The sequence below is a fragment of the Cohnella sp. GbtcB17 genome, from assembly GCF_019091135.1.
In the GTDB taxonomy this organism is placed as follows: domain Bacteria; phylum Bacillota; class Bacilli; order Paenibacillales; family Paenibacillaceae; genus Cohnella.
This window is the reverse complement of record NZ_JAGXJW010000038.1, coordinates 14,034-38,004: the sequence shown is the minus strand read 5'-3', so window position 1 is coordinate 38,004 and position 23,971 is coordinate 14,034. Positions and strand designations below refer to the sequence as shown.

Genomic DNA, 23,971 nt, shown 5'->3' with positions numbered 1-23,971 from the left:
CTATATGAGCTAAAAAAATAATCCTGTAGATCGCCAGCTGTATCTTCGAAATCGAGAAACAGCTTTGTCTCAACAGTGCATCCAGAAAGCGTTGAGCTATCGTCTATTATTCCTAATACGTTAGAAATAGTATCAATCATTGTTTGCTCAATGATTTTAAACAGAACATCTTGTTGCTCTGGATTTAAACTGTCGTAAAGCTTGCATTGCTCCAGTATTCATTTGTCTTACCATCAACTTTTTCAATCATTATTTCACCCTTCAGTCATCAATGTATGCTCAGTGGTAGTAGTGATAATGCTTCTGTGTGGCTCTCATCATCGTTCAGATTTAAACTTAAATAGAGATCTCTCCTGCAGTCCAGCCTTTAATAAATTCTCTTAACGATGAAGCTACTTTTGTTCTGCTGCCTTCTTCATGGTCTGCAACATAAATTCCTTCTTTAACAACATATCCGAAGTAATCGCCATTCCCTGCATCGGAAAATAGCAACATGTCATCGTACGAAAGCTCCATCTCTTTGTTGTCGTCAGAACTTCTCTCTTCTACATTCACATTTACTATTCTTAATGTTGAGTAGATAAAAGGTGAATCCCATTCATCATCTATTCCGTTGGTTTCAAGGAGCAACTGTGACAATTCATCAGGACAGACCACATCAAGTTTCTCGCTGATCCGAGCTATTTCTTTATCCGTCGCTGGAGTGTTGAAGCTGTATTCTTGCGTAAATGAACTTTTATAATCTCTCCACATAGATGATCCATCCTCTTCAAGTATGTTATCGTTATTACTTTCAATACTACTGTTGTTATGTCTTTCTGAACATCCAGAGGCTATTAGAATAAATAGGAGGAGGGAAGTGAGGGAAGGCATCTTTATTAATCTCAAATCTTCGTATTCAACTGACGTTCTCCGATGTTCAATCATTTCATCCAAACATTCTCTAATCTTCTTATGTAGACTGCAGTAGGCTCATCCTCATCTAAAACCTCGATGCCGAGGTCATGGATTATCCCTTTTTGAATTAAAGCTTCAATAACATTGTTTGTAACATCGACAAAGCCATCTTCAACACGTTCCTCTTCAACAAACAGGATATTATCACCGCTGTTTTGTAACAAATACCATGTGGTAATAGCTGCTGTTACGGGATTTCCTGTTAGTTCCCTAGCTTTGCCTGCTGGGAGATGTGCGAACCCAATTACTTCATTTTTGGTGTTATTTATAAGTACGTAGTTTTGTCCCAATTTTTATCCCCCATACTAAACCGCCAGTTACTTCTATAAATTCCTATTTCGCATTATTACTGAATCGTTGTAGCTGCTTCTTCACATCCCAATTTAATGGGGAAGGAGGAAACGTCCAACTAGCTCCGTTGCTTATCCACCAATTGCGATATTCTTCAGTCGATAGTCCCATGTCCAATTCATGATAACCTGATTGGAACCCACAGCAGGGACAGATGTTAAACATTGGCCCCCCGTCTTCCGTATACTGCTCACAGTCCAATCCGTCATAGCCACAAACTATACATGTGTGCATGGGGACATTTCCTTTCGGGTTATCTCGCAACTTTTGAGCCTTGTTATTTATAAAGATCATCAATCGAAGTACCATCCAGCAAGTGATCGATAACGATAGGCAGCTTCTTAATGAACTTATTCCACTTTACACCCTTGAAGGTGTATAGTTCTTGATGCTCGACATCAAAACTGCCTAAGCACTTTAGGTCAGGAATCCAGATGATAAATCCAGTACTTTCAAATCCCTCGACATCCTTGGTTATGTCAAGAAAAACCTTGCCTTGATGCTGTATAGGCTTAACGTCAAATATCGTTTCAAACTCTATGTATCCAATAGGGCTTGTTCCAGCAAGATCAATTTTTCTGTTTTCTATTCCGAGCCATTTGATGATCTCCGTTGGCAGTCCCATCTTTTTAAGTTCTGCTGCTCTTTTGTCTGCTTTATGCCAGATGGGAGGTTCTAGTCGCTTTAGATATTCCATCATTTCTGTGTTCTTGTTTCGCTTTGCCTCTAGGTATGCACGACCTCCGTAATTATCTTTTATCGTTACATCCGCACCATGCTCTACTAAGTATTTAACGACTTCAAAGTGATTGCTAGACGCAGCCATTTGAACAGGTGTCGTGCAGTACGGAAATACTGAGTCAGCACCATTAAAATTAACATCCGCACCGTATTCAATATAAAGGCGAACCATTTCAAGCTTGCCATCCCAAGCAGCTTCTCGAAGTGCAATCCCTGCTGAAATAGAATTTATAACAAAGCCTAAATCAAGTAGATCACGAACGCCTTCAAAATTTTTAAAACCAAGAGCAATACGAACTGCGTCAGATTTATTAATATCTGCCCCAAGAGAAATTAACTTTTGAAATAATGCCTTGTTGCCATAAGCAGCTGCTGCATCCATTATCGGATAGTCTTCATGGTTTAAATCGTCAAAGCGATATCTTTCTAATATGTCGAAGGCAATATCCAGTTTGTTGTGGCCAAGAACATCGCGTAATACCAAAAACGAAAGTACAGTTCCGTCAGGTCTTTTGGGTACAAATCTCGCATAATCCTGGTCGTCCAAAAGTTCACACCTCGTTTAGTTTTCTGATAGCACCATTGGACTATCCGTTCTCATCAGGCCATGGATCGCCTTCTTTACGACAGACCCAATCAAAGTGCATAGGAGTGTCGAAGGGTTCGGATGCCATAATGACTCCATTCTTTGCGATTTCAAGGCCATCAACGTTGATCTGATCTGTGAGATAGGCAAGTACATCATGAATTCCGCTATCTCGAGCTTCTTGAACGATCGATGCAATTACTTCTTTTTGTTCTGCTGTTAACTCACCTAAAACTTTGTTTATCTTCTCATTATCGGGTGTTTGGGGCCATCCGTTTCCAACGATCCATCTTGAAAGCACACATAATCGTAATTGCACTAAGTCATCGATGAAGGCTTGTAAAGCTTGATTGATTGACTTTGCATTAATAATGTCACTCCGATCAATGGATTCGAATAAATCGTCTAAAATTGAGCACATAAATCAATTTTGCGATCTTAAACGCCCAATCCTAACTTCTGAATTAAAAAATCACCTTGCTCGATTTTCAACGTTTTCTTCTCTAGGTTATATTCCCAGCCCTCTGCTATTGCATAATTAATCAATCGTTTGCAATTCTCAGGTCTGTGAGGATTGAAGTGCCAACTACCTTGCCATGTAAATAAGACTTCGAAGTATGAGGTCTTCGATGAATATACCTTGAAATTTACAAATTCATTACTGGGTTCTTCATTTATTACGATGTGAAAGTGAGATCCGTCAATCATGATCTGCTTTTCTCTCTTGCGAAACGTTTTCATAAGACCCCTCCGCTGTACGGGATAATCACTTATTTCATTATTTTTCCTTATTATACTACCAAAGTTAATAGGGGACTATGAGGCAAAGGAAAAAGCTTATTAAAGGAGAAATATATGGTAGTATTAAGCCGCGTATAGCTTTAAATCCAAGGGAGAAGGCATCTACAAAATTAGAATGAAATGCGATCAATTAGCGACGGAGGCACACACGGAATGATAATTCACCATCCACCATCTTCAACCCGAACGCCACCGCGACCTGCGGCTGCGGCTCGAGCTTCCGCACCGCGACCGACGCGGGCATGCCTGCTGCGGCTGGCGAGTGCTGATTAAGCCAAACCAGCTTAAAACGAAACCTCCCGGATCATGCGCATCTCAAGCGCTTGGTCGGGGAGGTTTTTTGTCGTTATAGAGAAGGAGCGGACCGGGAAGAACGGTAAACAGGAATGAACGCATATAGCCCCAAACACAGAATGAACAATGTCCACAAGCTGGGCACGCCCGCTAAGCCGAGGTACAGCCCGCCCGGCAGCGAGACGTAAAACGCGAGCCATTTGAGCCAGCGGCTACGCAGGACGATCGATGCTGCTGTGGCGACGGCTGGAAGGACCAGAAGCGCGTACACGATCACGATCGTCGCGGCGCTAAGCGGCGGTGCGTCCGGCGAATCATAAGGGTTTGCGTACAATAAGACCAGCGCCAGCGCGATCGTCCCTGCGGGCGCCAGCAGTAACAGCAAGCGCATGATCTCTTCTCCTTGGTCTTGCGCAGTTTCAGACAGTCGCTTGGCCGGCTTCGTCCGTTCCGATCGACAGCAGCTCCCGGATATCCTGCTCGCTAAGCGTCGACAGCGCCTCCGTCCCCGGACGGATGACCTCATCGATGAGGTGGCGCTTGCGCTGCTGCATCTCGGCCATCTTGTCCTCCACGGTCCCCTTGGCCACGAGCCGGATCACCTGGACGGCGCGCTGCTGGCCGATTCGGTGCACGCGATCCGCCGCTTGCTGCTCAACGGCGGGATTCCACCATAGGTCGTAAAGGATGACCGTATCGGCTCCGGTCAGATTAAGCCCCGTGCCGCCCGCCTTCAGCGAAGCGAGGAACAGCTCGCGCTCCCCTGCGTTAAATCTGTCGCACAGCTCGACCCGTTCCGCCGCAGGCGTGTCGCCGTCCAGGTAAAAGTGGGTCATGCCGCGCGCAGCCAGCTCTCGCCGGATCATCGCCAGCATCGACGTGAACTGCGAAAAGACGAGCGCGCGCCTGCCCGCGCTGCGACAGTCGTCCAGCAGCTCCAGCAGCTGGTCGAGCTTGGCGGAGCCCCCGGCGTAGTCCTCGACGAACAGCGCCGGGTGACAGCACAGCTGGCGCAGCCGCGTGATGCCGGCGAGGATGCGGATCCGGTTGCGGTCCAGCGTATCCTGGTCCAGATGCTTCAGCGTCTCGGTCCGCAGCTTGGCCAGATAGGCCGCATACAGCTTCTTCTGCGCCGGCAGCAGCTCGGAGGCGATGACCGACTCGATCTTGTCGGGCAGCTCGCGCAGGACGTCGGTCTTGAGACGTCGCAGCACAAACGGGCGAATGCGGTCCGACACCTCTTCGCGGGACAACTCGGCGAACGCGCGCCGTCCCGGGAACAAGCCCGGGAAGACGGCGCCCGCAATGGAGCGAAGCTCGTCCAGCGCATTCTCGATCGGCGTGCCCGTCAGCGCGAAGCGCTGCTCCGCGACGATCCGCTTGACGGCTTGGGCCGTCTGGGTCGTCTCGTTCTTGACCGCCTGCGCCTCGTCCAGTATAAGTGTATGGAACGTCATGCCCGCGTACAGCTGAATATCCTTGCGCAGCAGCGGATAGGAGACGATCAGCGCGTCGAAGCGGGACGGATTCGCAAGCGTCTCCGCTCGCTCGCCCTTCGCGCCGTCGGCGATGCCGCACCGAATGTCCGGCGCGAACCGCCGCAGCTCGCTCTGCCAGTTGTACATGAGCGAGGCGGGGCAGACGACTAGCGCCTGCTGGCCGCGCTCACGCATGACCGGCAGCATCGAGACGAGGAAGGCGATGCTTTGCACCGTCTTACCGAGACCCATATCGTCCGCCAGGATGCCGCCGAAGCGATAGTGGGCGAGCGTCCGCATCCATTGGTAGCCGTACAGCTGATAGTCCCGAAGCTTACCGGCGAGCGCGGCCGGGGCGGTGGCGAACGCGGCCTGGTCGGGATGGCGTAAGTCGTCGAGCAGTCCCCGTAGCATGCGGCCGTGCTTGACGACCGTTCCGCCTTCCGGCTCGAGCAGATGGAGGCCGCGGACGAGCGGCAGGCGCAGCTTGCCGTCCTTGAGCTCGGAGGGCAGCATGCCGGTCGCGCTCAGCAGCCTGTTGACCTCGGCGAAGTCCTGCCCGTCCAGCGGCACGAGCGCGCCGCCGGTCAGGCGGTAATACGCGCGTTTCTCCGCGAGCGCCTGGAGAAGCGATTTGATCTCCGCCTCGGGAATGCCGGAGATGTCGAACTTGAATTCGAGCCAATCGGTACGCTCGTCCGTGTCGGCCGATACTTTGACGACGACGGGATCGGGGAGCAGGCGAATGCGGACGGCCGCGGTGGCGTAAACGTCAAGCAGCGGCTCGAGCAGCGGGAGCACGCGGTACAGAAATTCAAACTCGCCATCCTCGTCGCCCGCCATGACGTAGCCGGCTTCGGTGCGGACGAAGGCGCTGTCGTCCATGAGTTCGAGGATGCGCCGCTCACGCTCGCCGTCCCGAACGAGAATAGGGCCTTCGTCCGAACGTTTGGCGCCGGCCGCTTCGAGCGGATTGATGACGACGGAGCCGTAGTGGAACTCCAGGCCGGCGAGCAGTCGGTCGCGCACGCGATCCAGGTACAGCTTGGCCTTGAGCGGCTCGCGGACGATCTTGTCCGACACGGCTTCGGCGATGCGCACGCTGCCGAGCCGCATGAGCCCGGGCACGACGCGCTCCATGAAGCCGTCCGCCTGCTCCCGCGGAATGCGAATCCGCCTCGCATCTCCTGCAGTCGGCGCCTCGAGAGCAATCCCCGACGGCGTCGCGGCCGGCAGCATGCGCTGGAGCTGCGCCAGCTGCGCACAGGCGTCGGGAGGCAGCCTGACGAGTCCGTCCTCCGTCAGCGCAAGCCCGTATGCCTCCAATACCGCGACCGACTCCAGGCCGCGTACCTCTAGCCTGCAGCCGCCGTCCGCGTCGTCCGGATCGTCGTCGATCTCGTACCGTACGGGCAGCGGTCCCTCGGCCCACGGCAAGCCCGGCAGCAGGCGCTCTCCGGCTCGCAGCGAGACATCCGCGGCGCGGACGAGCAGCGCGTGGAGCGACTCCCAGCTCTCCGGCGGAATCCGCAGCGTCCGCTGGGTGCGCGCGCCGCCGCTTAAGCCCGAGGGCGACCGGACGAACGCGACGTCGCCGCGGTTGACGCGCGCGAGAGTCTGAATAATCTCGTCGTCGGTCTCGGAGAAGCAGTGCAGCTCCGGATCGTAGGCGAACGCCTTGGCGATCGGATGCGATTCGCCGCGCTCGACGCTGTCGAGCCAGCCGCCGATCTGCCTCACCGCATGCATCGGCCCCGATTCGTGGCCGAGGCGCGCTTCGATGCCGAGCGCAAGCTCGCGGCCGTCGTCCAGCAGGACGCAGACGAAGGCGACCGACAGCCGCTCGCGCGTCTCGAACCGTCTGCGGGCGCCGCTGCGCGCGGCCGGCTTCGCCGCGAACAAGCCGATCATTTTGGCGGCCAGCCCGTCGTCCGCGTCAACGCCTTCCGCGACAGTCCCCTTCGCGCCAGCTCGGCCGGCTTCCGAACCGGCCGCAGCTGCGGGAAAGCTGCCCGCGTGCCGATGCTCGATGATGCGCAGCAGGGCTGCGGCGATGTGATTGCAATATTTATCGTACGAAGCAAGGGAGGGGCACGTACAGGAGGCGGCTACGTCTCCCGCACGCGAGATTCGCAGCTTCGTCTCGTAGACGGATTTTCCGCTTCCTCGGACTACTGCCGCGTAGACGCCGGCTTCGTCGTAATAAGTATCAAAGGTAACTTTGCCGGCGCGGGCGTATGCCAGTCCGCTCTCGTAGGCGATGCGGCCGCAGAGCGAACGGACGGTTTGGCGCGTGACGGATGCGTTCATTAAGCTGGACTCCTCTTCTCTTCGCCGCCTTGCGGCAAGCCATCCATTCTGTATCTACCTATGATACCAGATGCAAAGCCGAGAGGGGCAATCGGACGGCGGCCGAAGGGTTGCGAGCGAAGGCTGTGAATAAAGTTTTCCCGCTTGTCCCCAGCGCTGTTGCTGGGGATTTTATACTTGTCCACAGGAAAGGGGTGTTTTATACACAGCCGATTGTGGGTAAAGAAACAGGTTGGCCGCCATCGCCCCGCCCGCAGACAAAAGGGCGGGTTGCCATGTCCATTCATCCAAGAGGCTGCGCGGATGTCCGAGTATGCTGGTTATATACCGCATAAAGGAGGACTGGCGCATGCATCAGCGGCACGGACGCATGTTGGCGAGCAAATGGCTCAAAACGACTGCGCTTATGGCGAACGGCTATGTGGCGCGTCACATCCCGCCTACTAGAATGTACAGCACGGGAAATTTGAAAACGATGTTGAACCGGTATGGCATGGTCGTCCTGAAGCCCGTGCGCGGCGCCGGCGGCAACGGCGTCATCAAGGCTGCGCGGGTCGGCAAGGGCTACCAGCTTCATGCGAGAAGCAGCGTAAGTTATTTCGGCACGTTTGCGGGGCTCTGCGGGCGCATCGGCAGGCTCAAGGGAAGGCGCGCCTACTTGATTCAGCGCGGCATCCGGCTGGCCACGATCGCGGGAAGGCCGATCGACTACCGGGTCAAGCACGTGAAGACGGAGGCGGGCTGGCAAATCAGGGCGATGGTCGGACGCGTAGCGCGCAAAGGGTTGTTCGTCACCAACCTCTGCAGAGGCGGCACGCGGGTCACGGCAAGCCAAGGCATCGCCAGGTCGCTGTCGGGGCGGCTCGTCGGCGTCAAGAAGAGCCAAATGCGCCATTTGACGCGTACGTCGACGGCGCTGCTGGAGAGCCGGTTTCCCGGCATCGGCCAGCTCGGCTACGATTACGGCATCGATCGCGGCGGGCGGATCTGGATGCTTGAGGTGAATACGCGCCCGCAGTAACGGTTTACGAAAACCGCATTATCAATTATCGGCAGCTATCATCGCAAATTTCGCTATGAATTATTTTTATGGAAAAAACAGTATTCTTCCTGTGGATAAATCCATCCACATTATCCTCTACGGATGAACGCGGAAAACCGGGTTTTTTCAACAAAATAATCACATCTTGTGCACAGCCGGATGTGGATAGCGAAGCGCTTGTCCGTCGGTTGAAGAGCATGCTATGATGCCATCACGAAGAGCTCGCCGCGCGGGATCGTCGTCAGAATAGCCTGCTTAAGAAAGGGTGTAGGCCATGTTGCCGTTGTTGTCGGATGAGCTGCTACTGGAAGCTTACCAACATGCCGTCCGCTTGAAGCTGGAAAGGGAATTCGTACATCTGCTGCACGCCGAGATCCGTCGCAGACAATTGCCCATAAAGGAAGAGCGGCTAGCGAAGTAGTCGCACGCGTCCCGATCGATCATATGGATGAAGGCATCCTCGCTTTTTCGGCCGTCCGGGCCGGAGGCAGGGATGCCTTCTTTATTATAAATGCGCACGTACAAGCGTTTAGAACCCCCATTTTCCGCCGAGTACGGTAGCTTGCTCTCTTCATGGACTTCCTACAAAGTGCAAGCGGGCCTTCAACGCGGGGAAGCCGCGGCCGGACGCGGAACGCGTTCGGGATAAAGCTTGGCGCATCAGGGTAAATTTGTGGAGAAGTCCAAACGATTTTGTAACAATGAACCTTGAAATAGAAGGGTAAAGCCGATATGATTCTTTTGAGGCAAAGAGACAAATATGCCTATCTTCATTGTGGATTTTTTCACATGTTGAACACCAAACTGGATTGGATGGGATCCCATGAGCAGTATACCCAAAATCGTCATCCTAGGCGCGGGGTACGGCGGCGTTCTGACGTCGCTGCGTCTCCAAAAAGAGCTTAATTATAATGAAGCCGACGTGACACTCGTCAACAAGCACGATTATCACTATATTACGACGCATCTCCATATGCCCGCAGCGGGCACGGACCACCCGGACAACGCGCGCGTGAGCATCTCCAAGCTCATCGACGAGTTCAAGATCGACTTCGTCAAGTCGACCGTCGTGCAGATTCGTCCGCAGGACCGCAAGGTCATCCTGGAGGACGGCACGCTTTCCTACGATTATCTGATCATCGCGCTGGGCGGCGAATCCGAGACGTTCGGCATCCCGGGCATGGCGGAAAATGCGTTCACGATCCGCAGCATCAACTCGGTTCGGCTCATTCGCGAGCATATCGAATATCAATTCGCCCGCTACAAGCGCGAGCCCCATCGCACGGACTATCTGACGTTCGTCGTCGGCGGCGCGGGCTTCACTGGGATCGAGTTCATCGGCGAGCTGGCCGACCGCGTGCCGGATCTGTGCAAGCAGTTCGACGTCGACCGCTCGCTTGTCAAGATCATCAACGTCGAAGCCGCGCCGACCGCGCTTCCCGGCTTCGATCCTGAGCTGGTCGAGTACGCGATGGAGGTGCTCCGCAAGAAGGGCGTCACCTTCCGCATCGGCACCGCGATCAAGGAGTGCACGGCGGACGGCGTCATCGTCGGCGAAGGCGAAGAGATCAAGTCGCAGACGGTCATTTGGTCCGGCGGCGTTCGGGGCAACCGGTTGATCGAGGAAGCCGGCTTCGAGACGATGCGCGGACGCGTCAAGGTTGACGAGCATCTGCGCGCGCCGGGACACGAGAACATCTACGTGCTCGGAGACAATTCGCTCATGTTCAACCCGGAGGGGCGTCCTTACCCGCCTACGGCGCAGATCGCGATGCAGCAGGGCGTCAATTGCGCGCACAATCTCGTCGCTTCGATCCGCAATCAGTCGCTGCGGCCGTTCGTGTTCAGCAACAAAGGCACGGTGGCTTCGCTCGGCAAGGGCGAGGCGATCGGCATGGCGTTCGGCAAAAAGTATAAAGGACGCGTCGCCGCCTGGCTGAAGAAGGCGATCGACCTGCGCTACCTGTTCATCATCGGCGGCATTCCGCTCGTGCTCCGCAAGGGCAAGTTCCTCTAATGCGGCACTGCAGCGTGCAGGTGCGCGGGCTGCTGACGCGGGACGAGCTGGGCCGCTACAACGCGCTGATGGAAGTGGGCGGATACCTCGAGTCGCAGCAGCGGTACGACCTGTCCGCCGTCGTGCAGGCCGAGGTCGACCTGCTCATCCAGCCGGGCATCGAGCGGCTCAAGGAGAAGGGACGCGAGCGCGACCGCATGTCGCAGGAGTACTTAGAGGAACGCCGGCGCGCGGAGTGGGAAGCGCAAATGCGCGCGGCGATGGACGACGAGGAAGACTAAGCGCGAGAAGCGCTGCGTTAGGCAGGCCGGTTCCGATTCGATCGGAGCCGGCCTGTCTTTGCGTTGGCGCCCGCTTGACGAAGGAGAGCGGCAGGCCGATAATAGGCCGTGTTTGCAGTCATTCATGCTTGCTTACATAGTGTGCGAGAACAGGGGGAGAAGGATGGGCGAATCGGACCAACAGACGGGTGCGGAACGGACGGTATGGCGGCTCGAGGATTTTGGCGCGCGGGCAGACTCCGGCGAGGATACGACGGTCGCGATGCGGCTGGCGATCGCGGCGGCAGCGAGCTCGGAGGGGGCGGCGCTGCTGACATGCGGGCCGGGAAGATACGATTTTTACGATGAGGAAGTCACCAATGTGCCTTATTACATCACGAATACGGCCAGCGAGACGGAAAATCCGGATGTGACGAAGACGATCGGCATCTATATGAAAGGCGTGCGCGATCTGGAGCTGGACGGTCAAGGAGCGTTGTTCGTCTTTCATGGCAAGCAGACGATGCTCGCGCTGGACGGGTGCGAACGGATCGCGATCCGTAACGTGCGCATGGACTACGCGGAGCCGACGGTGACGGAAGCGAAGGTGACCGGTGTCGGCTGGGACTGGCTCGAGCTCGAGATTCATGCGGATTCGCGCTGCGTCGTGGAGGAAGGCAAGCTGCATTGGATCGGAAAAGGCTGGCGGTTCCGCGAGGGGCCGGTGCAAGTGTACGATCCGGCGCGGGATGCGACCTGGCGCATCGACAATCCGATCGAAGCGGCGGCGAAGGCGGAGTCGATTGGACCTGATCGGGTGAGGCTTCGCTTCGATGATGCGTCGTCTGCGGTGGCGGCGCTCGACGGGATCGAGCCCGGCTATGTCCTGCAATGCCGGGACGGCGTCCGAGATCAGGTCGGCGCGTTCCTGCTGAACAGCCGCGATATCGTTATGGACGGCGTCGGCATGCACTTCATGCACGGGCTTGGTATCGTGGGGCAGTTCAGCGAGAACTTGGCTTTTACGCGGATGGAGATTGCGCCGCGTGCGGAGACGGGGAGGACCGTCGCGGCTTTTGCGGACTGTATCCATCTGATGGGCTGCCGCGGCCGGATCGAAGTCGTGGACTCCCGGTTCGCCGGCGCCCATGACGATGCGATCAACGTTCACGGCACCTATATGCAAATCGTGGGTCGGCCTGCGCCGAACGTCGTGGAAGTCCGGTTTATGCACCCGCAGAGCTACGGCTTCGAGGCGTTCCGGGCGGGCGACGAGGTTGAGTTCGCGAGGGGCCGCTCTTTGAGAGCGTTCGGGAGCGGTCGGGTTGGCTCGGTGGAGCGGATGGACGACCGAACGCTAAGGCTGACGTTAGCGGAGTCGGCGCCGGCTGACGAGGATTTTGCGCCGGGGGATGTCGTCGAGAACGTGACCTGGACGCCGGAGGTGCGCATTGCGCGCAACCGCTTCTCGCGCATCCCGACGCGCGGCATCTTGATCTCGACGCGGCGCCGGGCGGTGATCGAAGACAATACGTTCGAACGGATGCGGATGAGCGCCATCCTGATCGAAGGGGATGCGTCGTCCTGGTTCGAATCGGGACCGGTGCACGACCTGACGATTAGGGACAATCGGTTCGTCGAATGCGGCGACGCGGCGTTCCCGGTGATCGCGATCACGCCGGCGATCGACGAGCCGGACGCGGCGCACCCGGTGCATCGCGGGATTCGCATCGAAGGCAACCGCTTCGAGACGCGGGACGCCTTGGTGCTGAAGGCGAAGGGGACTGCGGACATTTCTTTTGCGGACAACGAGATTCTGGCGTCTGCGATACCCGGCGACGGCTTCGGCGCGTTCAGCACGTTGGAGGAGACGTTTCGATTGACCGCGTGCGCGGATACGGACGTTCGGGACAATCGGTTTTATGTGTCGGAATAGTTGTCAAAAGGCATTTAATTTCGACCGAGCCCGGCCTTTTTAGAGCAATAGCTGTCAAAAGGCAATTAATTAAGCCCAAATTTGCTCCTCGCGCAAAAAGTATCGAAATTAACTGCTCTTTGACACTTATCGAGAAGTCTTTCTACTGCAGCTGAAAAAATACTTGCTTAAATGCAGTTATCTCGGTCGGCGGCGTGGAGGCGGGGGACGCAAGGGGGATACCCGCGACCAGGCGAGGATGAGTAGTCAGAGCGAATGCCTTCGTAGGGGCTGCGGATGTATGCGTAGGTATGCTGTGCGCCAGAGTCGGCACGGACGATTGCAATGACGGCGCCGACATCGGATAATAGCCCTAAGCGTGCGTTGTGCGTTTTTTCGATTCGACCAAAGTGGAGCTGCGTCTATGAAACCGACTACGATATACGATGTCGCCAGGGAGGCGGGCGTGTCGATCGCGTCCGTCTCCAATGCGATTAACGGCAAAGGCAAGATCGGCAAGAAGAAACGCGAGGAAATATTAAAGGTGATGGAGCGGCTGAACTATCAGCCGAGCGTCATCGCATCGGCGCTGACCGGCAAAAAGACGTACACGCTCGGACTGCTCATCCCGGACGTCGCCAACCCGTTTTTTGCGGAGATCGCGCGGGCGGTCGAGGATATCGCTCATTCGGCGGGCTATAGCGTCATTACGTGCAGCACGGACAATCAGGATGAACGGGTGCTGGCTTATATCCGGCTGCTTGAGCAGAAAAGCGTCGACGGCATTCTCATCGGCACCGGCGGCGGCGCGGAGATTTTGGCGCAGCTGGCGGAGAAGCCGCTGCCGACGGTCACGATCGCCCGCGAGGTTCGGGGCTTGCCGGTCGGCGGCGTGGCCACCGACGACTTTCGGGGGGCGACGCTTGCCGCCGCCCATCTGCTCGCGCTCGGTCATCGCCGGATGGCGGTGCTAGCCGAAGATCTGAAGGTGAGCAGCAGCCAGGAGCGGGTTCGGGGCTTCCGCTTCTCGCTGTTCGAGGCCGGCGTTCGGCTCGAAGACGGCGATATCCTGCCCTGTGCTTCCAGCATCGAGGACGGCAAACGGGCCACGCTCGAACTGCTGCGGCGCGAAACGCGTCCGACGGCTGTGTTTTGCAGCAACGAGCTGCTCGCGGTCGGCGCGCTCCAGGCAGCTCGGGAGTCCGGTATTGGCGTTCCAGAGCAACTGTCCGTCGTCGGCTACGACAACACACTGCTCTCGACGGCGACCAATCCGCTGCTGACGACGATCGCCCAGCCGATCGAGCAGATGGTGAAGCTGGCTTTTGAGCTGTTGATCGGGAGCGGGCAGGAGGGAGCGAGCCTCGTTCCACAGCGGATCGTCATGCAGCCGGAGCTCGTCGTGCGCGAGTCGACGGCGGCGATAGGGAACGAATAGTCGCGCAACAGGCATGCCTGCTGTCGGCGATAAATGATACGAAAAGGCATCCGGCAAGGATGCCTTTTTTATTTGCGTGTGCCCAGCTAAGCACGCATCTTCTAGCCGGTGAAAGTCCGGTCGCTGAGAGAAGCCAAGCCCCCGCATAGCTAGGATGACTGCGTGTGGCGAAATCTGTGTGCAGAAGCGCATCGTCGAAAGTAACCGTCAGAGACGGTGCGAGCAACAGACCAGACCGTAACATGAAGTGAATCGGAGCGACAGTGAAGAGTCCTCCGGCGAAGAGGGAGCGGCATGGTCTGAAATAAGCTTATTCAGGCGATGATGGCGCGTCTGGAATTTTGGACTTAAAACGCTCTTGAAAGTCGCAAGCACATGAATGTCGAACCTCGGAAAGCCGGATGAGGGAAATAGAGCCTCAATGTTATATAGCGCCACAACGATTCTTTAATACAGGTTTTGGTGGTCTATTGAGTTTTTGGTGATGATTTGTTATAGTTTGAGTGAATTGTAATACAGATTATAAATCGATTTGAGGGGAGCGGCTGCTTTGACGTCCAGTATTCAGATGAAAGGCATTTATACGGCGTTAGTCACACCGATGAACGAGAACGGGGATATCGACTATGATTCTTTGCGAGCGCTTATCGAGCATCAACTACGGTTAGGAGTAAGCGGATTTTATGTCGGAGGCAGCACTGGCGAGGCGTTCATGCTATCGATAACGGAGCGCAAGGAGCTGCTTGAGGCGGTGATCGGTGCGGCGGCGAAGCGGGCGAAGGTCATTGCGCACACCGGATGCATCAGCACGAGGGATAGTGTCGAGCTTGCCGTGCATGCTGAAAAGACCGGGGCGGATGCAGTATCTGCAGTCGTACCTTTTTACTACAAAGCAGGCATACAGGAATTGCAGCAGCATTATGAAACGATCATGTCCGCCGTATCTGTTCCAATGCTGATTTATCATTTTCCCGGGGCGACCGGTGTTAGCTTGTCCGTAGATTTTTACGAAAAAATGTCTCGGCATCCGCAATGCCTCGGGGTCAAGTTCACGTCAATGAATCTGTTCGAGATGCAGCAAATTCGCGACAGGTGCGGAGAGCGCTTCCTGATCATGAACGGACATGACGAAGTGTATGCGGCATCGGTGCTCATGGGCTCGGACGGCGCCATCGGCAGTACGTTTAATATGATGCCTTCGCTTTACATGAGCATGTTTTCGCTTGCGGCGACAGGGCAATGGAGCAGGCTGCCGGCTCTGCAAGCCCAAGCGAACGAGGTGATCGCCCATATGCTGCAATTTGAAGTTATCCCTTACGAAAAAGCGATACTCCACTTGCAAGGGGTACTGAAGACGCCGGTCGTCCGTTCGCCGCTTAAGCGCTTTACGCTCGAAGAGACGGCGCGAATCGCCGAGTTTTACCGAAGCAACAGTTTGCTGCAAAGCAGCAGCGCACAGGTTTCGAAGTTGTAAGAGATCCCTCCATTTTCCGACGGGATGCGGTTGTAGTTCCATCCCCCCCATGGCTGTTGAATACCATTCCCCGTTCTATTACAATCAAACCAATAGGAAGCATACAGATTGGGGAGAAGCTCTTGGAGGAGTATGGTTACCGCTACATGGAAGTCAAGCATAAGCTGATCGAGCAGATTAAGTTGCTTGAGCCGCATGTCCGCCTGCCTTCGCGCAATGCTTTGGCCAAGCAATACAACGCTGCCCGGACTACGATCGAGCGGTCGATTTCCGAGTTGATCGGCGAGGGCTACTTATACGCCAAAGATGGCAGCGGTACGTACGTATCCGGGGAGAGGGCGACGTCTGCGGCGCATACGCCCAGAAGTGCGTTCCGATCCGTAGGGCTCATTATACCGGATATCCGGCATGATACGTACCCGGGCATTTTGCGCGGAGTCGAAGATATAATGAACCGGCACGATATAAACCTCGTTATTTGCAATACGGACAATCAGACCGAGAAACAGGCGGGTTATTTGAACAAAATGATCGATTTGGGCATTCATGGGCTCATTATCGTACCTGCCATAATCGGACATACCGATTTAAATCTGTTCGACAAGCTGCGGGACGCCGGCATTCCGATCGTTTTCTGCAATCGCGGGATTGAAGGGGTGGAAGCGCCGAAAGTGGTGTCGAACAATTTTTACGGCGCGTATGCGGCGGTCAAGCATCTGATCGGCAATGGCTGCCGGGACATCGCTTATATTTCGCGTCCTGCTTATTCCACCTCATACGAGCGCTATCAAGGCTACACGAGCGCACTGGCCGAAGCGGGGATGAATCTGGACGATAGGCTGGTCCTGTTCGAGCCAACGTTCGATACGGAGCGCCCGGGCTACGACAGCATGACTCAAATGCTGGAGAGCAGCGTAACGCCGGACGGTATTTTTTGCTTTAACGACGGTATCGCCAAGGGTGCTTGCGAAGCGCTTGGGGAGAAAGGGCTCATCGTCGGCAAGGACGTCCTCGTCGTTGGTTACGACAACACGGGGGTTTGCGAGAGCCTGCCGGTCAAGCTGACTTCGGTCAAGTTTCAGACCTACGACATCGGCGTAGGCTCAGCAGGGTTGCTGCTCGACATGATGAACGGAGAAACGGTGCGCAGCAACAAAATTATCGTGCTCCAGCCCGAGCTTGTCGTCCGTCAAAGCTCATATCCGTCTTAAGCGATAGACGATTTTTACGCCCGGTAAATGGGCGTAAAAATCGTCTTTTTTGTAAGTCTGCGTGACAAACTTTAATACAGGTTTGGATTTTCATATTGTTTGTTTTAAATTAGTGTGCTATATTCAATTATAGTTGTAATACAGGTTTACATTCTAAGACGAGGCGAAAAGGGAGAAGCACATGCTGAAACAATATTCTTACGACGTTGTGGTCGTCGGAGGCGGAGCGACAGGGATCGTCGCGGCGATGGCGGCGGCCCGTGCGGGAGCCAGGACGGCGATCGTCGAATACAACGGCTTCGTCGGGGGCAATGTCATCCCCGGATTGCCGCTGCTCGGCTTCCATAACAACCTGCGGCAGTTGATCGTCAAAGGAATCGCCTACGAGATTGCAACAAAACTGCAAGAGATCGGTGCCGCGACGCAATTTTATATGGACCCGATCACCAGCGACGTGCTGGGCGTCGATCCGCATTGGTTCAAATATGTCGTCACCCGGATGCTGCAGGAAGACGGAGTGCACTTTTACTTGCATAGCATGCTGACGGATACGGTCGTCGAGAACGGATGCGTGAAGGGCGTGCTGATTCAAAATAAGGAAGGGAGCCAGCTTTTGTCCTGCGGCGCCGTGATCGATTGCAGCGGCGATGGCGACGCAGCGGTGCGGGCAGGCGCGGATTATGTGTACGGTCGTCCGTCCGACAACAAAACGCAGGTATCCTCGCTCGTGTTCCGGGTGAGCGGGATTGACTTCAAACCGCTGATTGCCTACTTCCGGGAACATACATCGCAGATCCGTCCGTTTTCGATGACTGACGAAGTCGTTCACGGGTTGATCGATCAGATGGACGGAGCGGAAGTGTTTGTACTGGGCGGTCTGCAGCAGTATATTGAGCAGGCGGTTCAAGCCGGGATTCCTTTTCCGCGCGCGAATCTGGTTGGCGTCTGTATTCCGAAGTTCGATCAAATGATCGTTGTCTCGAGTCGTGTCGAGGGCGTCAATCCGAACGACAACCGGAGCTATTCGAACGGAGAAGTGACCGGCTTGATGCAGATGAAAGACATTTTCGATTTTCTCAAAACTTACGTACCCGGCTTCGAACACATTCGGCTGCTGGATACGGCGCATCAAATCGGAATACGGGAATCGCGTCATATCGTCGGCGACTATGTGCTTACCGGCGAAGACTTGATCGAAAGCAAACGGTTTGACGATGTGATCTGTCTCGGCGGGTACCATCTGGATATCCATACGCCCGATCACAAAGGCTTAAATACGAAAAAAGTGAGCACCTATGAAATTCCGTTCTCCTGCTTGCTGCCAAAGGGACTGGAGGGCATCATCGTGGCGGGCAGACCGATCTCGGCAACGCATGAGGCGATGTCGTCGACGAGAGTCATTCCGATCCAGATGGCGCAGGCCCAAGCGGCCGGAGTGGCGGCGGCGATGAGCGTTCAGCAAGGCAAAGCGGTGCGCGAGCTGAATATTCACGAGCTGCAGCATCGTTTGATTGCGCAAGGTGCCGAGCTCGGACAAGGCATCGGGCGACGCGTTTTTGATTAAAAGCAAGGTAAGATAGCGTTTACCATGCGGGCATTAGGCTTCCGGAACATTTCTGGGCGTAATGCTCGCTTTTCGTTGGACGCCATTCGTTTTACTTGGACGGGAATAAATGACCGCTTTTTAATCGATTTGTATTATAATGAATCAGGCCATTCTATTGCCCCATAACCCTACTTGCTCATCTTTTGGGCATGTTATTTAGCGAATATGAAGCGATAAAAGTCTTGCAAGCGTTTTCAAAAAATGCAAGCATTTGTTAGAGACGATCTTTCAGAGGTGAGCGTCGTGAAATCACTTTTTCTGTCGGTTCGAAGCAATTTATTCAGGAAAACCATGCTTCTTTATGGCATTGCGGTGTTTATACCCATTGGGGTGTTTTTATTGTTCTGCTATTCCACTGTTTATCATTCATTTGAAAAAGAGATTTATACGTCCAACATCAACAAATTAAATACGGTTAAAAATGTATACGACGTAAAAATATCCGAATTACATACATTAACGGTGAAAGTGGACAACGCTCCTTCCATGACGTTGTTTCAAATCAAAAACCATTCAGACAACGTTGTTTCTACGCTGTCTTTTTTGACACGACTGCAGGACCCGCTTAGCGATATATTTTTGTACGAAAGAGGATCCCAAAAACTTTTTTCCTCGTCCGGCACCTTTTTTTTTCCACGAATATTGCCGAATTACATCGTCTCCAGCGATTTGACGATTGATGACTTTTATGATTTATTAAACCATTCAGAATCCGTAAAGGTACGCCAGGTGATCAGCCAAAACAACCATTCGTATATTTTTTATTTTTCGCCGCTTTCCCCGAATTTCTCTAATCCAACAAGAACCGTTGTTTTTGTAATAGATAATGAAAACTTAAAAAAGCTATTCAATTTCTCCGAGAATGAAGCAGTGAACGAAAACGTACTTGTATTCGATAACGACCTTCAATTGCTTAGCAGCTTTGTGCCGGATTCAAAGGGAATTATATTAAATCATATTACACCTTTACTGAAGCAGCACAACGGAGATTTCTCCGATACGATCAAAACGGACGGACGCCAGCTTTATATTATTGGATTGCATTCCGATGTAACAGGTTATTACTATGTCAAGATTACGGATATGCAATATGCCATGAAAAGTCTTAACCAAATAAAAGTGTGGGTCATCGTCGTTATTACGCTCATGTTTGCCATTGGTGCGGTTATCATCATGCTGGGACTAAGGTTCAATTATTTTCCGATCCGGAAAATCGTATCGCAATTGAAAGCGTATTCGAGCGGCAAAGAGGATGAGCTTGGTACGATAGAAAGGGCGATCGAGGATCTGAACCAGCTTCAAGTGGATTACCGCAATTTCACGGAGCATTCCGAAGACGCGCTGTATGAGAATTTATTATTATCCGTACTCAACAGTTCGTTTAATAACCTGCAAAGCCTGAATTCTGCCGGGAAAAGTATTGGAGTATATTTTTCAAAAAGCGTATTTTGCATTGCATCCATTTTTGTTGAGGATATTGTCGCTTTGAATAAGATCGGTTATTCGGCTGTCGTAAAATCAATCGCAGGGAAGATACCTGCGTCTATAGAATGCCAATTTAAAAATCTGCTTTTTAATCAGCAGATTGTCTGTATTTGTTGCCTTGAAAAAGAAAGTTACAGCGATTTGATACAGGCGTTTGAAGATATCCTTCAACAGCTTTTGGAATCGGGAGTTTTGGCGACTGTAGGCGTGAGCGACATAAACGAAAAACCATCCCAAATTGGAAGGCTATACTTGCAAAGCCGCGAAGCCCTGGAATATAAAATGCTTTACAGTGCGGGAACCCTCATCGAGTATCGGCAAATCTCGCATATATCGGATGCGGAAACGCCTCTTCCCGAAATGCTGAAAACGTTTGGAGAACATCTCTCCGAGTTAAAAATCGAAAAGGCGCAAAAAAGTTTTCATGAAATGATGAACTACATTAAAACAAACAAATGTACGCTTTACACCTGCAGGTACATTTGTTTTGATATTATCCAATACTTTAAACGCCTCTCCGCATTGCTGGATACCGCTTATTCCAATAGGTTGGATTATGGATTCGATATTTTGGAAATCGAACACTTCCAGACTGTAGATGATTTGATAGAATTAATCGAACAAGTTTTTCAAAAAATTACGGATTTTTTAAATAGTCATAAGAAGCAGCAATCTGATCAACTTATCGATGAGATCATGCAATTTATTAATGAAAATGGTTTGAAACATGAATTTCAAATCAGTTTGCTGGCAGATAAGTTTTCGATGTCCGTTCAATACTTGAGGAGTATTTTCAAAACGCATACAGGACAAACGCTGTCTGAGTATGTCAATGGTCTTAAAATCGAAAAGGCTAAGGAGCTGCTAGTCACTACGAATGACAGCCTAGCTGTGATCGTTCAAAAGATCGGCAAGGTTGATGTAACAAACTTTACAAGAGCGTTTAAAAAAGAAACAGGCTCGACGCCAGGCGCTTATCGCCTGGCTCATCAGGAAACGAATAAAAAGGATGAATAGAACACACGTCATACATGTAAAAGCGTTGTCCGCAATCGGCCATATAGAAAGCTCGTTAAAGATCGATTGAATTCTCTGCCTATGCGAAATGGATCGTACGTAAAAACGGCCTGTTTCTGAATAGCCAATTGTTCCACCGTTCTGTCGATCCTATAATGACGACAGAACGACGACAGGAGGCAGACGCTATGATAGAAATGAAAACAGACATCCTGGTTGTAGGCGCAAGTTTTGGAGGCGTATCCGCGGCACTGTCCGCTGTCAAGATGGGGAAACGGGTGATCATGACAGAAGAGACCGGCTGGATTGGCGGCCAAGCCACAGGGCAGGGCGTACCGATCGACGAGCATCCGTGGATAGAAAAGTTCGGCCATACCAGCAGCTACATGACATTCCGAAGCAAGGTCAGAGACTATTACCGCCGAAATTATCCCATGAACGAAAAGGCCCGGCAGGATTTAACCTTGAATCCGGGAGCGTGTTGGGTAAGCGCCCTTGGCTTTGAACCGCGGGTAGGCGAGGCGGTATTGGAGGAAATGCTTGCTCCATACCGGTCCGCAGGATTATTGTCCATTTTGAAAGGGCTTACTCCAGTCAAGGTTACGACTACAGGCGATTTTATCGATGCAGTGGAATTTCAATCCATGGATGGAAGACAGGTTGTCATTTCGGCCAACTATATGGTGGACGCTACAGAGCTGGGCGACCTTCTGCCTATGTGCGGAGCGGAGTATGTCACAGGCGCCGAAAGCATCAGCCAGACAGGCGAACCTCTGGCCGTGGAAGGTGATGCCGAGCCGCTCAGGCAGCAGCCGTTTACGCATCTGATCGCACTATCGTATCACCCAGAAGAAGACTTCACGATTCCGAAGCCTGAGTCTTATGAGAAGTTTTATTCTAAATTTTCTCATATTACGGCTACGACTGAACGAAGCGGCGCGATGGCCGGACTTTTTGCTGAAAATGACGCGGAAGCGTACCGGCAAAGCATGTGGAATTTCCGCAGGCATTTTTGCCGCGATAATTTTGACCGGAGCTTATTTAATAGCGATATTACAGTTCTGATGAACGGGAATGAATATCGCGACCGCGTACTGGCCGGCGTTTCTCCGACAGAAAAACAAACCGCGCTTGAGGAGGCCAAAGAACTTTCCCTCTCCCTGGTCTATTATCTACAGTCCGAACTTGGGTTCAAAGGGCTTTGCCCAAGATCCGACGTGTTTGATACGAGCAATGGTCTGGCTGCCCACCCCTATATCCGTGAAAGCCGCAGGATAAAGGCGGAGTTTACCATTCGCGAACAGGATTTCCGTATCGACATGCACCCTGACGGCCCCATTGATTATGCCGACAGCGTAGGCGTATCCGGTTACCGGATTGACATTCATGAAAAGGCAAAGGACGGGGGACCAAACGTTACCTCTGCTGTTCATGGCCAGCATTGGGTGCAGCAGCTTCCCCTCGGCGCACTTATCCCCATACGTCTTCAAAACCTGATTCCTGCCTGCAAAAACATCGGTACGACCCACGTCACCAATGGTTCCTTCCGGGTGCATTCCACAGAATGGAATATAGGAGAAGCTGCCGGTTCTTTGGCGGCATACTGCCTGAACACGGGTGAATCTCCCCGGGCCGTGCGCAATACCAAAACCACGTTGGAAGATTTTCAGTACATTCTCGACAAGGCAGGCGTTGAAAGAGGCTGGCCTCGCCTGAGCCACTCCCAATCCTATGCCAGTTATTCTGGAAAGAGAAAAAATTGGTATTACGGGGAAGCGAAGCGGCTTTAGTCATTAACGATTTAGGGCGTGTATGCATACACGCCCTAGTGAAGCTATCGCAAAGGACTCAATAATAACTTGCGCAAGTCCCTGGTTGCAATAGGCTGTTTAGCGCTTGAATCGTTATAAGAGGTTTCGTTTTCGCATGTGCATAAAAATTAAACCTGTTGCGGCCTTGTTTCCTTTTTGAAGATTGAAACCGTTTTCTTGGTGGCATAAAATCGGCCTATATTCATTCTCAATCACAAAAGAAAGGAAACGATTATGAATGACAGAAACAACGAGCATACCGCTGGCAAGAAAAATTAAAATAGGTTTTTTGTCGAATTGGGAGTTCTATGTCATGCTGCTGCCTGCTATAGCAGTGACATTTGTATTCTCATATTTGCCGATGTATGGTTTGCAGATCGCATTTAAAACCACGCGTCTGGGCGCTAATTATCTGAATGGCGATTGGATCGGCTTTGATAACTTTATTCGTTTTTTTAACGCCGGCTGGTTTGGCATCATCATGAAAAATACGATTCTGTTAAGTGTAGTAAGCTATTTGATCACATTCCCGTTTACGATATTGCTGGCGCTTATGATTTTTAATTCCGTCAACAAGCGACTGGCTAAATTTACGCAGACATTTACCTATTTGCCTCATTTGCTTTCCAGTGTTCTGGTTATCGGAATACTGAACCTGTTTTGCAACGGAGAAACAGGGCTTATCAATATCATGCTCAGGTTAATGGGTCAGGAAGCGATCAGCTTTTTTGGAAGAAACGATTTGGTACTCCCGATGTACACGATCACAAATCTATGGCAGCATGTCGGGTTTTCGGCGATTGTATATTTGGCAGCCCTGAATTCCATCGACACATCCATTGTCGAGTCGGCACGAATAGATGGCGCGAATAAATTCAAAGTGATGATGAAGATTCAAATCCCATGGATTCTGCGTGTCATCATTACGATGTTGATCCTGCATATGGGACATATTTTAAGTGTCTCCGTGGATAAAGTGCTCCTCATGCAGACCGATTTGAATATTTCAGCTTCTGAAGTCATCGCCACTTATGTGTATAAAGCGGGAATCCAAGGCGCGCAGTACGGTTTTGCTTCGGCTGTAGGTTTGTTTAACAATTGCATTAATATGGTTATGCTGCTTCTGATCAATTGGTTATCCAAGCGTTACAGCGAAACGTCGATTTTTTGACAAGGG

The 23,971-nt window shown here is 52.7% G+C and carries 19 protein-coding genes and 1 pseudogene; 13 read left to right on the top strand and 7 right to left on the bottom strand.

Annotation, left to right across the window (positions count from 1 at the left end; all coding sequences use genetic code 11):
- Nucleotides 1-336: 336 nt before the first annotated feature.
- From KVT38_RS20645 to KVT38_RS20625, 5 genes are all read right to left on the bottom strand, one after another.
- Entirely contained in the window at nt 337-927 is a 591-nt protein-coding gene (locus tag KVT38_RS20645; RefSeq protein WP_254639391.1) for an SMI1/KNR4 family protein, read from the bottom strand.
- A complete protein-coding gene (locus KVT38_RS20640) occupies nt 924-1,247 on the bottom strand; it encodes a hypothetical protein (RefSeq protein ID WP_217595636.1) in 324 nt (107 codons plus the stop codon). Before KVT38_RS20640 ends, KVT38_RS20645 begins: the two co-directional genes overlap by 4 nt.
- Before the next feature lie 338 nt (nt 1,248-1,585).
- Nucleotides 1,586-2,596, bottom strand: coding sequence for an ankyrin repeat domain-containing protein (locus KVT38_RS20635; protein ID WP_217595635.1), 1,011 nt, complete (start codon nt 2,594-2,596; stop codon nt 1,586-1,588).
- Between the two features lie 40 nt (nt 2,597-2,636).
- Nucleotides 2,637-3,056 (bottom strand): DUF6547 family protein, encoded by a 420-nt coding sequence (locus tag KVT38_RS20630; protein ID WP_254639386.1) that lies wholly within the window; start codon nt 3,054-3,056, stop codon nt 2,637-2,639.
- A 17-nt stretch (nt 3,057-3,073) separates the two neighbouring features.
- Nucleotides 3,074-3,376 carry a hypothetical protein gene (locus KVT38_RS20625; protein WP_217595634.1) on the bottom strand — a complete coding sequence of 101 codons (303 nt, stop codon included), beginning with the start codon at nt 3,374-3,376 and terminating at the stop codon, nt 3,074-3,076.
- Nucleotides 3,377-3,606: 230 nt separating this feature from the next.
- Between KVT38_RS20625 and KVT38_RS34870 the strand changes: the two are divergent.
- A pseudogene (locus KVT38_RS34870) lies at nt 3,607-3,705 on the top strand (iron-sulfur cluster assembly accessory protein); the annotation flags it as partial.
- Nucleotides 3,706-3,782: 77 nt separating this feature from the next.
- Here KVT38_RS34870 and KVT38_RS20620 read toward each other — a convergent pair.
- Together KVT38_RS20620 and KVT38_RS20615 are read right to left on the bottom strand one after the other, a co-directional pair.
- Nucleotides 3,783-4,121 carry a hypothetical protein gene (locus KVT38_RS20620; protein ID WP_217595633.1) on the bottom strand — a complete coding sequence of 113 codons (339 nt, stop codon included), beginning with the start codon at nt 4,119-4,121 and terminating at the stop codon, nt 3,783-3,785.
- Nucleotides 4,122-4,149: 28 nt separating this feature from the next.
- Entirely contained in the window at nt 4,150-7,518 is a 3,369-nt protein-coding gene (locus KVT38_RS20615) for a DEAD/DEAH box helicase (RefSeq protein WP_217595632.1), read from the bottom strand.
- Nucleotides 7,519-7,867: 349 nt separating this feature from the next.
- Between KVT38_RS20615 and KVT38_RS20610 the strand changes: the two genes are divergently transcribed.
- From KVT38_RS20610 to KVT38_RS20555, 12 genes are all read left to right on the top strand, one after another.
- Nucleotides 7,868-8,539: a YheC/YheD family protein gene (locus tag KVT38_RS20610; protein ID WP_217595631.1), complete on the top strand. Its 672-nt coding sequence runs from the start codon at nt 7,868-7,870 to the stop codon at nt 8,537-8,539.
- Between the two features lie 295 nt (nt 8,540-8,834).
- Entirely contained in the window at nt 8,835-8,981 is a 147-nt protein-coding gene (gene sda, locus KVT38_RS20605) for a sporulation histidine kinase inhibitor Sda (protein WP_090110608.1), read from the top strand.
- A gap of 402 nt (nt 8,982-9,383) precedes the next feature.
- Nucleotides 9,384-10,577: an NAD(P)/FAD-dependent oxidoreductase gene (locus tag KVT38_RS20600; protein WP_217595630.1), complete on the top strand. Its 1,194-nt coding sequence runs from the start codon at nt 9,384-9,386 to the stop codon at nt 10,575-10,577.
- Nucleotides 10,577-10,858 carry a hypothetical protein gene (locus KVT38_RS20595; protein WP_217595629.1) on the top strand — a complete coding sequence of 94 codons (282 nt, stop codon included), beginning with the start codon at nt 10,577-10,579 and terminating at the stop codon, nt 10,856-10,858. The genes KVT38_RS20600 and KVT38_RS20595 overlap by 1 nt, the downstream gene beginning before the upstream one ends.
- Nucleotides 10,859-11,021: 163 nt before the next feature.
- Nucleotides 11,022-12,773: a right-handed parallel beta-helix repeat-containing protein gene (locus KVT38_RS20590; RefSeq protein ID WP_217595628.1), complete on the top strand. Its 1,752-nt coding sequence runs from the start codon at nt 11,022-11,024 to the stop codon at nt 12,771-12,773.
- 403 nt (nt 12,774-13,176) lie between these two features.
- On the top strand, nt 13,177-14,190 hold the full coding sequence (locus KVT38_RS20585; RefSeq protein ID WP_217595627.1) for a LacI family DNA-binding transcriptional regulator: 1,014 nt from the start codon (nt 13,177-13,179) through the stop codon (nt 14,188-14,190).
- Nucleotides 14,191-14,758: 568 nt separating this feature from the next.
- Entirely contained in the window at nt 14,759-15,664 is a 906-nt protein-coding gene (locus KVT38_RS20580) for an N-acetylneuraminate lyase (RefSeq protein ID WP_217595661.1), read from the top strand.
- A 146-nt stretch (nt 15,665-15,810) separates the two neighbouring features.
- Nucleotides 15,811-16,875 (top strand): GntR family transcriptional regulator, encoded by a 1,065-nt coding sequence (locus KVT38_RS20575; protein WP_217595626.1) that lies wholly within the window; start codon nt 15,811-15,813, stop codon nt 16,873-16,875.
- A gap of 181 nt (nt 16,876-17,056) precedes the next feature.
- On the top strand, nt 17,057-18,439 hold the full coding sequence (locus KVT38_RS20570; protein WP_217595625.1) for an FAD-dependent oxidoreductase: 1,383 nt from the start codon (nt 17,057-17,059) through the stop codon (nt 18,437-18,439).
- 285 nt (nt 18,440-18,724) lie between these two features.
- On the top strand, nt 18,725-20,983 hold the full coding sequence (locus KVT38_RS35415; protein WP_217595624.1) for a helix-turn-helix domain-containing protein: 2,259 nt from the start codon (nt 18,725-18,727) through the stop codon (nt 20,981-20,983).
- A 188-nt stretch (nt 20,984-21,171) separates the two neighbouring features.
- Nucleotides 21,172-22,773, top strand: a complete 1,602-nt coding sequence (locus KVT38_RS20560) for an FAD-dependent oxidoreductase (RefSeq protein ID WP_217595623.1) — start codon at nt 21,172-21,174, stop codon at nt 22,771-22,773.
- 259 nt (nt 22,774-23,032) lie between these two features.
- Nucleotides 23,033-23,965, top strand: coding sequence for an ABC transporter permease (locus tag KVT38_RS20555; RefSeq protein WP_217595622.1), 933 nt, complete (start codon nt 23,033-23,035; stop codon nt 23,963-23,965).
- Nucleotides 23,966-23,971 lie beyond the last annotated feature (6 nt).